This window comes from Actinoplanes subglobosus (assembly GCF_042650585.1).
GTDB classification, from domain to species: domain Bacteria; phylum Actinomycetota; class Actinomycetes; order Mycobacteriales; family Micromonosporaceae; genus Actinoplanes; species Actinoplanes subglobosus.
In genome coordinates this window covers 144,602-158,594 of the sequence record NZ_JBHSBL010000027.1, presented here as the reverse complement: position 1 = coordinate 158,594, position 13,993 = coordinate 144,602, and the positions used below count along the sequence as shown (strand labels likewise).

13 protein-coding genes are annotated in these 13,993 nt (G+C 71.1%); 7 read left to right on the top strand and 6 right to left on the bottom strand.

What is annotated here, in order from left to right:
- The 5 genes from ACFO0C_RS40475 (at position 1) to ACFO0C_RS40455 (ending at position 4,526) form a co-directional block, all read left to right on the top strand.
- On the top strand, positions 1-1,008 hold the full coding sequence (locus tag ACFO0C_RS40475; protein WP_449191792.1) for a TIGR03842 family LLM class F420-dependent oxidoreductase: 1,008 nt from the start codon (positions 1-3) through the stop codon (positions 1,006-1,008).
- Entirely contained in the window at positions 1,005-1,847 is an 843-nt protein-coding gene (locus tag ACFO0C_RS40470) for an ABC transporter permease (RefSeq protein ID WP_378072118.1), read from the top strand. The genes ACFO0C_RS40475 and ACFO0C_RS40470 overlap by 4 nt, the downstream gene beginning before the upstream one ends.
- Positions 1,844-2,602: an ABC transporter ATP-binding protein gene (locus ACFO0C_RS40465; protein ID WP_378072117.1), complete on the top strand. Its 759-nt coding sequence runs from the start codon at positions 1,844-1,846 to the stop codon at positions 2,600-2,602. Before ACFO0C_RS40470 ends, ACFO0C_RS40465 begins: the two co-directional genes overlap by 4 nt.
- Complete coding sequence (locus ACFO0C_RS40460; RefSeq protein ID WP_378072116.1) at positions 2,599-3,354, top strand: ABC transporter permease; 756 nt, start codon at positions 2,599-2,601, stop codon at positions 3,352-3,354. Before ACFO0C_RS40465 ends, ACFO0C_RS40460 begins: the two co-directional genes overlap by 4 nt.
- A 74-nt stretch (positions 3,355-3,428) precedes the next feature.
- A complete protein-coding gene (locus ACFO0C_RS40455; RefSeq protein WP_378072115.1) occupies positions 3,429-4,526 on the top strand; it encodes an ABC transporter substrate-binding protein in 1,098 nt (365 codons plus the stop codon).
- Position 4,527: 1 nt separating this feature from the next.
- Here ACFO0C_RS40455 and ACFO0C_RS40450 read toward each other — a convergent pair whose 3' ends face one another.
- The 6 genes from ACFO0C_RS40450 to ACFO0C_RS40425 form a co-directional block, all read right to left on the bottom strand.
- Positions 4,528-5,304 (bottom strand): hypothetical protein, encoded by a 777-nt coding sequence (locus tag ACFO0C_RS40450; protein ID WP_378072114.1) that lies wholly within the window; start codon positions 5,302-5,304, stop codon positions 4,528-4,530.
- 14 nt (positions 5,305-5,318) lie between these two features.
- The gene (locus ACFO0C_RS40445; RefSeq protein WP_378072113.1) at positions 5,319-6,218 is read right to left on the bottom strand and encodes an SCO6745 family protein; all 900 of its coding nucleotides are present in this window, start codon (positions 6,216-6,218) and stop codon (positions 5,319-5,321) included.
- Positions 6,206-6,718, bottom strand: coding sequence for a hypothetical protein (locus tag ACFO0C_RS40440; RefSeq protein WP_378072112.1), 513 nt, complete (start codon positions 6,716-6,718; stop codon positions 6,206-6,208). Before ACFO0C_RS40440 ends, ACFO0C_RS40445 begins: the two co-directional genes overlap by 13 nt.
- A gap of 20 nt (positions 6,719-6,738) precedes the next feature.
- Complete coding sequence (locus ACFO0C_RS40435) at positions 6,739-9,021, bottom strand: putative bifunctional diguanylate cyclase/phosphodiesterase (RefSeq protein ID WP_378072111.1); 2,283 nt, start codon at positions 9,019-9,021, stop codon at positions 6,739-6,741.
- The gene (locus ACFO0C_RS40430) at positions 9,018-10,856 is read right to left on the bottom strand and encodes a diguanylate cyclase domain-containing protein (RefSeq protein WP_378072110.1); all 1,839 of its coding nucleotides are present in this window, start codon (positions 10,854-10,856) and stop codon (positions 9,018-9,020) included. Before ACFO0C_RS40430 ends, ACFO0C_RS40435 begins: the two co-directional genes overlap by 4 nt.
- A gap of 134 nt (positions 10,857-10,990) precedes the next feature.
- Positions 10,991-11,602: a hypothetical protein gene (locus ACFO0C_RS40425; protein WP_378072109.1), complete on the bottom strand. Its 612-nt coding sequence runs from the start codon at positions 11,600-11,602 to the stop codon at positions 10,991-10,993.
- A gap of 174 nt (positions 11,603-11,776) precedes the next feature.
- Here ACFO0C_RS40425 and ACFO0C_RS40420 point away from each other — a divergent pair, with 174 nt between their 5' ends.
- Together ACFO0C_RS40420 and ACFO0C_RS40415 are read left to right on the top strand one after the other, a co-directional pair.
- Entirely contained in the window at positions 11,777-13,192 is a 1,416-nt protein-coding gene (locus ACFO0C_RS40420; protein ID WP_378072108.1) for a serine/threonine-protein kinase, read from the top strand.
- 356 nt (positions 13,193-13,548) lie between these two features.
- A complete protein-coding gene (locus ACFO0C_RS40415) occupies positions 13,549-13,689 on the top strand; it encodes a hypothetical protein (protein ID WP_378072107.1) in 141 nt (46 codons plus the stop codon).
- The last annotated feature ends 304 nt before the right edge of the window (positions 13,690-13,993 follow it).

Genomic DNA, 13,993 nt, shown 5'->3' with positions numbered 1-13,993 from the left:
GTGGGCCAATTGGACATCGGTGTAGTACTGCAGAACGACCCACCCGCTCTGGAGGTGGTGGAGTGGGCGAAGAAGGCCGAGGCGGCCGGCTTCAGCCACTTCTGGACGTTCGACTCGCACGTGTTGTGGCAGGAGCCGTTCGTCGTCTATTCGGCGATCCTGGCCGCGACCGAGCGGATCGTCGTCGGGCCGATGGTGACCAACCCGGGCACCCGGGACTGGACGGTCCTCGCCTCGACCTTCGCGACCCTCAACGAGATGTACGGCAACCGGACCGTCTGCGGCATCGGCCGCGGCGACTCGGCGTTGCGCGTGCTCGGCCTCACCCCGCAGACCCTCGGCCAGCTCCGCGAGAGCGTCCTGGCGATCAAGGGTCTCGGCAACGGCGAGAAGGTCACGGTCCGCGGGCAGGAGCTCCAGCTGGCGTGGGCGGCCGACAGCCGCCTGGAGGTCTGGGTGGCGGCCTACGGCCCGAAGGCCCTGGCCATCACCGGTGAGGTGGGCGACGGATACATCCTGCAGCTCGCCGACCCGGACATCGCCGAGTGGATGATCAAGGCGGTGAAGGCCGCGGCGGTCAAGGCCGGACGGGACCCGGACGCCATCAAGTTCTGCGTGGCGGCGCCGGCCTACGTCGGCGACGACCTGACGCACCAGCGGGAGCAGACCCGGTGGTTCGGCGGCATGGTCGGCAACCACATCGCCGACATCGTGGCCCGTTACGGTGGCGACGGCGGCGCGGTGCCGCAGGCCCTCACCGATTACATCAAGGCACGGCAGGGGTACGACTACAGCGAGCACGGTCGTGCCGGCAACAGTCACACCACCTTCGTGCCGGACGGGATCGTGGACCGGTTCTGTGTCCTCGGTCCCGTGGAGAGCCACGTCAAGAAGCTGACGGAGCTACGCGAACTGGGCGTCGACCAGTTCTCGGTCTACCTGCAGCACGACGGCAAGGAACAGACGCTCGCCGCCTACGGTGAGCAGATCATCCCGGCGTTCTCGTGAGGCGCGTCCTCTCGGTGATCGCCGGACTGGTCGCGGCAGCCCTCCTCTGGGAGGGGTACAAACTGGCCGGCGATCCCGAGGGGACGGTGCTGTTCGGCGTGCGGGTGCTCCCGCGCGCCGACGACCTCTCCATGCCACACCTGTGGACGATCGCGCGCCGGCTGGCCGACCCGGAGATGACCGGCGGCCGGCCGGTGTGGATCGTGGTGCTCGACGCGTGCCTGTTCACGCTCGGCATCACCGCGGCCGGGTTCCTGGCCGGGGCCGTGATCGGGCTCGTCCTCGCGGCGGCCATGCAACGGTTCCGGATCGTCGAGCGCGGGCTGCTGCCGTACGTCATCCTCTCCCAGACCGTGCCGCTGGTGGCGCTCGCGCCGCTGATCGCCGGCTGGGGCGGCACCCTGATGCCGGCCTGGGCGACGGTCGCGGTGATCGCCGCCTACCTGGCGTTCTTCCCGGTCGCCGTGGGCATGTTGCGCGGCCTCCAGTCGCCGTCGGCCAGTGGTGTCGAGCTGATGCGCAGCTACGCCGCGGGCTGGTGGCGCACGACGGTGAAACTCCGGTTCCCGGCCGCGTTGCCGTACCTCTTCCCGGCACTGCGGCTGGCCGGGGCGGCGGCGGTGGTCGGCGCGGTGGTCGGGGAGATCTCGACCGGCACGCGCGGCGGTATCGGCCGGCTGCTCATCGAGTACTCGCGGGAGGCCACCAGTGATCCCGCCAAGGTCTACACGGCGATGCTCGGCGCGGCCCTGCTGGGCCTGCTGGTCGCCGGGGCCGTCTCCCTTCTCGAACTGCCGCTGATGCGGCACCGGCGCCACGTGGAGGTGGTGACTCTATGACCGCCGTGGTCGTCGACGGGCTGACCAAGATCTTCAACCAGGGGCGCGGTGACGAGGTCCTCGCCCTCTCCGATGTCGACCTGACCGTCGGTGACGGCGAGTTCGTGTCGCTGATCGGGCCGTCCGGCTGCGGCAAGAGCACCCTGCTGCGCCTGATCGCCGACCTGATCGAGCCGACCACCGGCACCGTCACGGTGGCGGACCGGCCGGCCGCGCAGGCCCGCCGCGAGCAGGAGTACGGCATCGCCTTCCAGCAGGCCGGCCTCTTCGAGTGGCGGACCGTGCGCCGCAACGTCGAACTCCCCCTCGAACTGCGCGGCATGTCCAAGAGCGACCGGAGGGCCAAGGCCGAGCAGATGCTGGAGCTGGTCGGGCTCGCCGACTTCGCCGGCCACTACCCCGGCCAGCTCTCCGGCGGCATGCAGCAGCGGGTCGCGATCGCCCGGGCCCTGGCCGTCCAGCCACCACTGCTGCTGATGGACGAGCCGTTCGGGGCGCTCGACGAGATGACCCGCGAGCGCCTCCAGTCCGAGCTGCTCGGTATCTGCGCCACGACCGGCACCAGCACGGTCTTCGTCACCCACTCGATCTCGGAGGCGGTCTTCCTCTCCGACCGGGTGGTCGTCATGTCGGCCCGCCCGGGCCGGATCACCGCGTCGATCGAGGTCAAACTTCCCTCCCGGGACGAGGCGGGCCGGCAGGCTCCGGTCTACTTCGAGAAGATCACCGAGGTACGACAGGCGCTGCGCTCATGAGACGCGTACTTCCGCCGCTGATCGTCGGGGTCCTCGCCCTGGTCCTGTGGGAGGTCTTCGTGACGGCGGGGCGGGTGGCCCCGTTCATCCTCCCGGCGCCGTCGGCCATCGGGGCCCAGATCGTCGAGCAGAAGCAGAACATCTGGGACGCGGCCCTGGCCAGCGGCGCCAACGCGCTCCTCGGCCTGATCGGCGGCACCCTGCTGGCGGTGCTGGCCGCGCTGGCGGCGAGCCGCTCGCGGTTCCTCGGCGAGGTGTCGATCCCGTTCGCGGCGGTCGCCAACGCGCTGCCGATCATCGCGCTCGCCCCGATCCTCAACAACATGTTCGAGTCCACCAGCAGCGTCCCGCGCCGCCTGGTCACCGGCATCGTGGTGTTCTTCCCGGTCTTCCTCAACCTGCTGCGGGGGCTGCGCGAGGTGAGCCCGGTCCATCAGGAGCTGATGCGCACGTACGCCGCCTCGGGGTGGACCTTCGCCCGGAAGGTGCGGCTGCCCGGCGCGCTCCCCCATCTGTTCACCGGCCTGCGGCAGGCGTCGTCGCTGGCCGTCATCGCCGCGGTCGTCGCCGAGTACTTCGGCGGGCTGCAGGACGGTCTCGGCGCGCGGATCACCTCCGCCGCGGCGTTCACCGCCTATCCCCGTGCCTGGGCCTTCGTGGCCGGCGCCTGCCTCCTCGGACTCACCTTCTACCTGGTCACGCTGCTGCTGGAACGGCTCGCCATGCCGTGGCGGCAGCGCCTCATCTCCTGACGATCTCCCCGATACTCCCGGAGGTTTTTGTGCGACGAAACCGGATATTTGCCTCTATTGTCACCGCTTCGGCGTTGATTCTGACCGCCTGCGGCACCGCCGACACCCCCAGCACCCCGGCCCCCGGCGCGAGCGGCGCCCTCACCCCGATCAAGCTCCAGCTGCAGTGGTTCTACCAGGCCCAGTTCGCCGGCTACATCGCCGCCGTGGACCAGGGGTTCTACAAGGAGCAGGGCCTCGACGTCGAGCTTCTCGAGGGCGGCGTCGACATCGTCCCGCAGACGGTCCTGGCCACCGGCAAGGCCGACTACGCGATCGCCTGGGTCCCCAAGGCGCTGGCCTCCCGCGAGGAGGGGGTCGGTATCACCGACGTCGGGCAGATCTTCGCCCGCTCCGGCACCTACCAGGTGGCCTGGAAGGACAGCGGCATCACCAAGGCCGCCGACCTCAAGGGCAAGAAGGTCGGCAACTGGGGCTTCGGCAACGAGTTCGAGCTGTTCGCCGGCATGACCAAGGCCGGGCTCGACCCCAGCAAGGACGTCACCCTGGTGCAGCAGCAGTTCGACATGCAGGCGCTGCTGAAGAAGGAGATCGACGCCGCCCAGGCGATGAGCTACAACGAGTACGCCCAGCTCCTCGAAGCCAAGAACCCGGCGACCGGGCAGCTCTACACGCCGGACGACTTCGCGATCATCGACTGGAAGACCGAGGGGTCGTCGATGCTCCAGGACGCCGTGTGGGCGAACACCGAGAAGCTCAGCGACCCGAACTACCAGGCGCAGACCGTGAAGTTCCTGACCGCCACGATCAAGGGCTGGGCGTACTGCCGGGACAACGCGGAGAAGTGCCGTGACCTGGTCGTCGCCAAAGGCTCCAAGCTCGGCAAGAGCCACCAGCTGTGGCAGATGAACGAGGTCAACAAGCTGGTCTGGCCGGCCGCCGGCACCGGGATCGGCGTGATCGACGAGGCGGCCTGGAAGCAGACCGTGGAGATCTCGCAGACCGCGAAGAACCAGACCGGCGACACCATCCTGAAGGCGGCGCCGGAGGGCCTGGCCTACACGAACGACTACATCAACCAGGCGATCGAGCAGGCCAAGGCCGCGGGCGTCGACGTGACGGGCTCGGCGTTCCAGCCCGCCACGGTGACCCTCACCGAGGGCGGCGCCTGAGCTAGACCGGGATGAGACGAGCCGCAAGGGCGACCGCGGTCAGGTCGCCCTTGCGCAGTTTCTCGGCCGCGTCGGTCTCACCCAGGCCCTCCAGCCGGACCGCGGACGCGTCGATCAGCGCGTCCTCACCGGCCAGCAGGCGACGGGCGATCCGGGACTGGGCCGGGCTCAGCTCGGCGTAGGCGCACTTGTCCAGCGCCTCGACGGTCTCCTGGTCGAGATGCCCGTCCATGGCCCGCTCGGTGACGATCTTGAGCAGCCAGGACGGCCACCAGCTGTATTTCCCGACGACCAGACCGGACTGCATCGCGGCGGCCGGCTGGTGCCCGGCCGCGAGCATCTTGACCGCCAGGTCCGCGTCGAACCGCTCCATCCGCATGGCGCCGACGAAGACCCGCAGAATCTGCTGGGTCTTGACGAACTCCTCGGCCGCGTTGGCGGCCTCACCGAAGCGGCCCTCGAGCAGATGGCACAGCGCGTGCGCCTCGGTGAGCGAGAACCCGTCACCGGAACGCTCCTCCAGCCGCGCCACCGTCTCGACGAGCCGCTGGGCACTCTTGCGAGCCCGGTCCGCCAACTCCTCGGCCTGCGGTTTGTTGAGGTGCCGCACCACGACGTCGGCGGCGATCTCCGCCTCCCGCCGCAGCAGCGGCGAGCCGATCTTAGGGGTGATCAGGTCACCCAACCCCTCGGTCAGATACGCGGTGTCGAACCGCTCGGAGGCCTCTTGGAACTGCGCCCACCAGGACGCCGGGTGTCTCCGCAGATGTTGTGTCACGCACCTAGCGTGGCCTACCGATTACCCTCCGGCAAATGATTCGGCCGAGAGGAATGCGTGTCGAGACTCATCGGGTTAAGTAGGCCACCCTTGACGACGGTCCTGCTCAACGGACGGGTCAGCTCCGCCAGCCGCCGGCAGCCGTCCTCGCCGATCGCCCGGTAGGCCACCTCGGCCACCTGGTCGGTGCGGTCCTCCACGTGGGCCCGCAGCGCCACCCCGGCCTCGGTCAGCCGGCCCTCGGCGTCCAGCAGGCCACTGCGACGGAGGTCGGACTCGGCCTCGGCCCACTGCTCGGCGCTCCAGCCCCGGCTGGCCCGCAGGAAGCCCGCCGGGGAGTCGCCGCTGGCCTCGTGCATGACGATCGCGTCCAGGCCGCTGATCCCGTTGGCCAGCAGCGCCGCCACATGACCGTCCCCACGGAACTCGCGCAGCAGCGTCTGCGCGTGGAAGAGCACCAGGTGCGGTCGCTCCGGCCACGGCAGCGCGGCGTGTGCGGCGAACAGCGGACGGCCGTGCGGCAGGGTCGCCGCCTTCTCCGCCGCCACACGGGCCAGAGCCGCCGCCTCGGCGACCTCCGGGCCGTTGACCACGTCAGCACCCAGGCCCCGGGTCAGAGCGGCGTCGACGGCCTCCAGGCGGGCCTCGATGATCTGCTCCGGCGACGCCTTCGACCAGACGGCGGGCAGCGCGCGGGCCACCCGGGCCGGGTTGAAGTTGTAGAAGGTGGCGGCCACGATCTCCGGCCCCACCGGGCCGAACGCGGCACCCCGGGACGCGAAGTAGCCGTCCATCGGGCGGATGCCGAACCTCGCGTAACGCTCCGGAGCCTCCGGCACGAAGTAGACCATCGCGTGCAGCGGCTCGGTGACCCGCCAGGCCAGACGGTACGGACTCTCGGTCACAGCTCCCACGGCAGCTCCTCGGCGTGGACGGCGTCCCCGGAGGGCACGGCCCCGGAGTGGCGCGGCGCGGGTGGCGCCGCCGACACGGTATGCCATCGGCCGGACCGGCGGGTGGCCTCCCGCACCACCAGATGCACCGGCAGCGGGGGCGGCGGGAACGGGCCGGTCCCCCAGCGCACCCAGATCGCGACCCGGCCCGCGGCCGCCTCGGCCAGCAGTTTGTCGACGGTCCGCTGACGGTCGGTGCGGTCGATCTCGATCGCCAGCGGCGGGCCGTCGGGGCGGGCGCAGGCCACGTCGATGACCGAGCTGCCCTTCAGCGGCGGCGGCAACGGGAAGACACTCGGCGCCCGCCGGTAGACCCGCCACCCCTGCCACTGTGCCCACCGCTGCACCGAGTCGGCGATCCGCGTGGCGGCTTCGCCCTCGGCCAGGTCGGCGAAGGCCAGCTGATCCAGCCACTCGGTGAGCGACCGGGCGGTCTCTGTTCCGTCGTCGGCGCCGCTCATCGCCGTACGATATCGGGGGTTTAAGCGGCGGCCTTCACCCGCCCGGCGGCGAAGATCTCGGTGATCTTCTCCGCCGGCATCGGCCGCCCCAGGTGATAGCCCTGACCGACGTGGTAACCGAGGCGCCGCAGACGGTCCGCCTGCTCCTGGTTCTCGATGCCCTCGGCGACCGTGTCGAGGCCGAGCGCGTCGGCGAGCTGCGCGACCGCCCGGGCCACCGCCTGCCGGGCGTGTGCCTCCGGGGTGTCCGGCTCGTCGAGCTCGATGCCGTCGACGAAGGACTTGTCGAGCTTGACGATCGCGGCCGGGAAGGCGCGCAGCAGGCTCAGCGACGACTCGCCGGTGCCGAAGTCGTCCAGCGCCAGCCGCACCCCCATGTCGTGCAGCTCGTGCAGCACCCGGGAGACGTGCTGGCCGCGCAGCACCGCCGACTCGGTCAGTTCCAGGACGAGCCGGTTCGCCGGCAGGCCGAAGTCGGCGAGGGCGGCCGCCACGTCGTTGACGAAGTCGGGGTCGTGCAGCTGACGGACCGACACGTTCGGCGCGGCCTTGTCCAGCACGTCCGGGCCGAACTCGGCGAGCCAGGCCGCCGCCTGCCGGCAGGTCTCGCGCAGCACCCAGCGACCCAGCGGCACGATCAGGCCGGTCCGCTCGGCCGCCGGGATGAAGTCGATCGGCGACACCATGCCGCGTTCCGGATGCTCCCAGCGGACCAGCGCCTCGACACCGACGATCCGGCTGTCGTCCAGCGACACGATCGGCTGGTAGACGATCCGGAACTCGCCGGCGTCCAGCGCCCGCCGCAGGTCTCCGCCGAGCCGGGCGTGCGCCGACGCCGGGCGTTCCATGCCGCCGGCGTAGCGGACCCAGTTGCCGCGTCCGCGCTCCTTCGCCGCGTAGAGGGCGGCGTCGGCCTGGCGCAGCACGTCGCTGGCCGGGGTGCCGGGCGGGGCGGTGGCCAGCCCGGCGCTGAACTTCACCAGCAGCCGCTGGTCACTGATCGGCACGGCGGTGGCGGCGGCGATCCGCTCGGCCACCTCGGCGCCGGTGGTGTCGCCCGGCAGCAGCACCGCGAACTCGTCGCCGGCCAGCCGGGCCACCTCGGCACCCGGGCCGGCCGCGTCCAGCAGCACCCGCGCGAACGCGAACAGCAGGCTGTCGCCGGCGTCGTGGCCGAGCGAGTCGTTGACCGTCTTGAACTCGTCCAGGTCGGCCAGGAGGACGGTGGCCGGCGCGGTCTCCAGGACCCGGTCCAGGGAGTACCGGAACAACGAACGGTTGGCCAGCCCGGTCAGTGGGTCGTGGGTGGCCTCGTGCCGCAGCCGCTCCTCCGACTGCTGCTTCTCCCGCAGCAGCCGGGCGTTCTCCCGGTAGACGACGAACTGGCGCAACGCCACCAGGCCGGTGACGACGACCGCCGCCGACACCACGAGCCGGCCCTCCCAGACGCCCGGCGCCCAGTGCCACGAGCGGATCAGCACGTCGGCGACCGGCACGTCCACCGCCAGGACCGCCAGGTACGGCAGCCACAGGTTGCCCTTGCCCACGGCCCGCGGGTTCCGGGTGGCCGAGGCCTGACGGCGGACACCCAGCGCGATCAGCAGCCCGCACACCGGCATGCACACGGCCTGGCCGGGCAGGATCCCGAGATAGCCGCCGAGGACGGCGAGCAGTGCCACCAGGGCCGCGATCAGGCCGGTCGAGGCGACCAGCCGCATCGCCCGGCGGTCCACCGGGCCACCCGCGATGTACGCCACCTTGGTGATCGACCCGGCCGCGAACAGGCACGCCAGCAGCAGCACGGACAGCGCCGAGGTGCTCCACGGGTCGGCCGACCAGAACATCGGGGAGATACCGAAATGCCACAGCACCGTCGCGCAGCCGAGGAACGCGATGGTCCGGTCCAGCCATTGCTTGCCACGTTCGTACCAGCTGGTCACGCCGAGCGGGACCTGGGCCACACCCCACATCGCGACGAGCACCCCGGCGCCGATCAGCACGGCACCTGCCGGAGGCATCTCCGGCAGGTCCGGCGCCATCCGGAACGCGTCGACGGCGAGCACCGAGAACCCGGCCGCGAACAGGTAGCAGCAGATCTCCAGCAGCAGCCAGAACCGGTGGCCGGCCGGGGCCAGCGGGACCGCCCGCCGCAGCGCGCGCACCGACAGGCCGCCGACGGCCATCGACAGCGGCATGAACAGGTAGCCGACCGCCACCGTGCCCGGGGACACGGCCGTCCACAACCCGTACCAGAGGGTGCCGAGCAGGCAGATCAGTGCGGCCGTGATGACGTAACGCCTCATGACGTCAACGTCCGGCTGTGCTGCTTCTCCTCGTACATCAGCAGGTCGGCGGTGTTCAGCAGGTGGTCGCCGCCGCCCGCCGGGCCGGTCGCCAGGCCGATGCTCGCGCCGACCGTCAGCTCCCGGCCGTCGATCATCGCCGGACGGGCGAACGCGGCCCTCATCCGCGCCACCGTCAGCTCCGCCGCGGGCCGGTCCCCACTGGTCAGCACCGCGAACTCGTCGCCGCCGAGCCGGGCCGGCACGTCGTCCGGGCCGGTGCAGTCCCGCAGCAGGTCCGCGACGTGCCTGAGCACCGCGTCGCCGGCGGCGTGGCCGTACGTGTCGTTGATGTGCTTGAAGCCGTTGAGGTCGATGAGGAGCACCGTGGCGTCACCCGGGCACGCGTCCATCGCCGCGGTGAACTCGCGCCGGTTCGCCAGCCCGGTCAGGTCGTCGTGCCCGGCCTGGAAACGCAGCCGCTCGTGCAGTTCCCGGGACTCGGTGACGTCGCGGGAGTTGCAGACCACGCCGTCGATGCCGGGCTCCCGGGACAGGTTCACCGCCACCACCTCCAGCCAGCGCCACGACCCGTCGGCGTGCCGGTACCGGCCCTGGAAGGTCAGTTCGGCGCCCGGGGTCGCGTACAACTCGTCCAGATCGGCGGCGAGCCGGGCCCGGTCCTCACGGTGCAGGATGTCCAGCGAGCACTTTCCGATGACATCGGCCACCGGGAAACCCAGGACCCGCTCGACGGCCGGGCTGGCGTAGGTGAACCCGCCCTCGGTGCCCGCGATCGAGATGATCTCCGACGAGTGTTCCAGCAGGGAGGTGAGGCGCTGCTCGCGGTGCCGGATCGCGCCGACCAGGTCGTCGTTCTCGGCCAGCGCCAGCACCTGCCGGGCGATCACCAGACCGACGTTGATCAGCAGGCCGGCCAGCGCACCCCACGCCGACACCCCGAGCCCGCGGTAGGCGAGCACGTACACCAGGGCGATCGCACAGACCAGGGTCCCGGAGTACGGCAGGACGCTGTAACGGCGGCGGCGGTTGAACCACTCGCCCCCGTCCAGGCCGTCCACCCCGTGCAGGAACTGCAGCCGCGGCCCGGCCAGCACCAGGAAACACGGGAAGACCACCGCGGCCATCTGGACGCCGGTGTTCTGCACGCTCCCGCTGGGCAGGAGCACGCTCGACAGGGCCAGGCCGACCGGCGCCGTCACCATCGGGACGGCCGCGATCCGGCTCATCGGGGACACCCCGGTCAGGCCGGCCCGGACCGCCGCGAAGATCCCGCAGAGGACCACGCCGCAGCCGAACACGGCCAGGAAGAGCGCCTCGGGCGGGGCGCCGGCCATTCCCGGCCGGGTCATCAGGCACCACGCCACCACGGCCGAGGCGGACATCAGGATCGCGGTGTCCAGCAGCAACCGGGTCTGCTCACGGGGCGACCGGCTCGCCGCGCGCTGCGGCAGCAGCAGGCCGACCATCATGACCACCACGCCGAGCATCATCGTCGCCGACTGCACCGGATGGAACGTGATCCGGTTGATCGCCGGATCGGCGACGATCGAGAACAGCTGCACCAGGTCGCCGGCCATGAACAGCAGCCCGCCCACACCGACGGCGCCCCAGAACCGCCGGACGTGCGGCGGCAGGCCCGGGGTACGGCACACCTGCCGCGACAGCCAGTACAGGGCGAAGTCCAGGATCGGGCTGATCACCCAGCAGGCGATCATCTGGGCGCGGGGCGTACCCACGTCCAGCAGGAAGGCACCGACCACGATCACGGCGGACACGGCCAGCGCGATCAGCACCGGATCGCGCCACAAGCCGGCGCGCACCGCTGGTGGCATGCAACTCTCCGTCCTGCTCCGGGCCCTCCCCGCCAGCAATCGGCCGCAACGCCCGGGGTCTTAGTTTTAACGCCGACGACCGGCACGCCCCGGCTTGTCATGGCGGATGGGGCGTACCGGTCGCCGGTGGTCTCTCAGTCGTCCTCGGTGTGCTCCGGTTCCGGGGACTCGGAGTGCGACGGCTCCGGGGATGCGGAGTGCGTCGGCTCCGGGGATGCGGAGTGCGTCGGCTCCGGGGACTCGGTCGGTTCGGTCGACTCGGAGGGCTCCGGTGCCGGCGTCTCCGACGGTGAGGGGGACGCCGTGGGGGTCGGCACCGGCGTGGGCCGCGGCTTCTTCTTTCCGGCCGCCTGGATCTTGGCGACCGTGTACACGCCGTCGGCACGGGAGCCGGTCACCGACACCTTGAGGCCGGCGCTGAGGGCGTCCAGCTTCACCTTGCGGCCGTTCAGCACGATCCGGGCGCTGTCGGCGACGTTCATGGTCACCGTCCTGCCGCGGACGTCCTTGGTGCCGCTGCGGACGGCCACCGTGATCGTCCCGGCGGCGGCATCCACGGCGGTCACCGAGCCGCTCGCCTGGAAGTTCTGCTTCTTGGATGGTTTGTCAGGTTTTGGCTTCTTGGCCGCGACCACACTGGTGGCGGGCGTCGCACTCTGGGCATAGGCGGCCACGCCGGTGACGGCGGTCGGGACGGCGACCGCCACGGCCAGGGCGACGGCGGCGGCGCTGCGGCGCATACGCATCGAACGGAACTCCTCAGCTCGGGGGTGAGATCATCGTTCGCCGTTCCGGGTTCAGTCCGGTGCGTCGCCGGTTGCGGATCGGTTGCTACGGGTTTTCTCACGGACGGTGAGATGCGCCGCGCCCCGCGAATCCGGGAGTTGACATGCTGTGCCGGACTGGGCGAATGTCCTGGGATGCACGAAGTTTGGCCGGACTCGGGAGTGCTGCTCGCCTCGCGGTACCGCCTCGTCACGCTCCTCGAGACCGGTGGCATGGCGCAGGTCTGGCGGGCCACCGACGAGCTGCTCGACCGGCCCGTGGCCGTCAAGTTGCCGGCCGGCGACACCCGCGCCGCACACATGGCCTGGCGTGAGGCACGGCTCGCGGCCCGGCTCTCCCACCCGGGCATCGCCGCTGTTCACGACTACCGTGAGGCCGTCCGGCCGGACGGCTCGGTCGCCCCGTTCGTGGTGATGGAGCTGCTCAACGGTGAGACCGTCGCGGCCCGGCTGTGCGACGCCGACGGCCCGGTCCCCTGGGGCGAGGCCGTGTCGATCGGGGCCGCCGTCGCCGAGGCGCTGGCCGCCGCGCACGCCGCCGGGGTGGTGCACCGCGACATCAAGCCCGGCAACGTGATGCTGTGCCCCGGCGGGGTCAAGCTCCTCGACTTCGGGATCAGCGCGGCCGCCGGCGAGCCCGACGACGACGACACCGGTCTCAGCTTCGGCACACCCGCCTACGCCGCGCCGGAGCGTCTCGACGGCAAGCCCGCCGAGCCGGCCACCGACCTCTACGGCCTGGGTGTCCTGCTGTTCGAGATGGTGACCGGCGACCCACCCTACGACGTGAACACGTGGGAGGAGCTGGCCGCCGCCCAGGCCCACGGCCCGACCCCGCTGCCGGACACCCTGCCGGCCCGCCTGCGCGAGCTGATCCTGCGCTGCCTCGACGACAATCCGAGCCGCCGCCCGACCGCAGCCCAGGCCCGCCGTGCGTTGACCCGGCTGGTCCCGTCCGCGCCGGCCCGCCTCACCATTCCGCTGCCCAAGCCGCCGCCGACCGGCCACGCCAAGGTGCTGCCGGCCCAGCAGCGGGTCACGTCCCCCGGCGCCCGGCGGGTGGCCTTCGGCGCCGCCCTGGCCGGTTTCGCCGCCATCGTCGTCGCGCTGCTCTACGCCGCCAACGCCCCCGACGACCCGGTCGAGTTCGCGCAGCCGCCGGCGTCACCGTCCCCCACGACGCCTCGCACCGAGTCCCTGGTTCCGAAGCAGACGGTGTCACCGTCGGCCGCGGCCACGGTGCCGCCGTCCCCGGCGGAGCCCACCAGGATCACCCCCACCGACCCGATCCTGACGGTCGAGGCCGCCCTGAACCGGGTCCAGGACACCGTCGAACAGGGCCAGCAGTCCGGCGAGATCCGCGCCGACGTGGCCCTCGACTTCCAGAACCTGCTACGCCTCATCGACCCCGGAGCCGACAACGTGACCGACCAGGTCGACCAGTTGCTGGGCAAGGTCCGCCAGCGCCTCAACGAGGGCGGCCTGAGCCAGCCCCAAGCCGACCTGCTACGCCAGCGCCTGAACGACCTACGCTCCGCCTCAACCCCCTGAACCAGCAGCTTCCCCCACTGCCGTCCCCCACTCCCCTTCCCCGCACCCCCTTCACAGCTTCGCTTGCACCCCTTCACAGCACTGCATGCGCCCCTTCACCGCTTTGCTTGCGTCCCCTTCACAGCACTGCATGCGTCCCCTTCACAGCCTTGCTTGCGTTCCCTTCACAGCACTGCATGCGTCCCCTTCACAGCACTGCATGCGTCCCCTTCACAGCCTTGCTTGCGTTCCCTTCACAGCTTTGCTTGCGTCCCCTTCACAGCTTTGCTTGCGTCCCCTTCACAGCACTGCATGCGTCCCCTTCAGAGCCCCTGCTCGCGTCCCCTTCACAAGGTCGAACCCTTCTCACAACCCCGATGATCAACCCCCTTCTCTGGTACGGCCACCCCGCCCTCAACCGCACCAGCACCGTCCCGAACTACCGCGCGATGCCCCAGCGGCTACAGCCCTCCATCGCGGCCGCCGGGCAGATGCGGCGCTCACGGGTCACCCCATGACCCACCACGGGCGACAGGCGCACCCACAACCAATCCGGACGCCCTCAGCGACCCCAGCAACGGCGACAAGCGCACCCACAACCAATCCGAGCGCCCCTGACGACCCGAAGGGCGATGCAAGCACCCCATACCAGGTCCGGGCTCACCTACCGCCACCCCGAAGGCGGTGAGAGCAACCAATCCACTTGTGGGCGCGCCAGGCACCCACGCAAACCCACGACAGCCCGCAAAGAGGGACAACGCAAGCACCCCATACCAGACCCGGGCCCACCTACCGCCACCCCGAAGGCCGGCAAGAGCAACC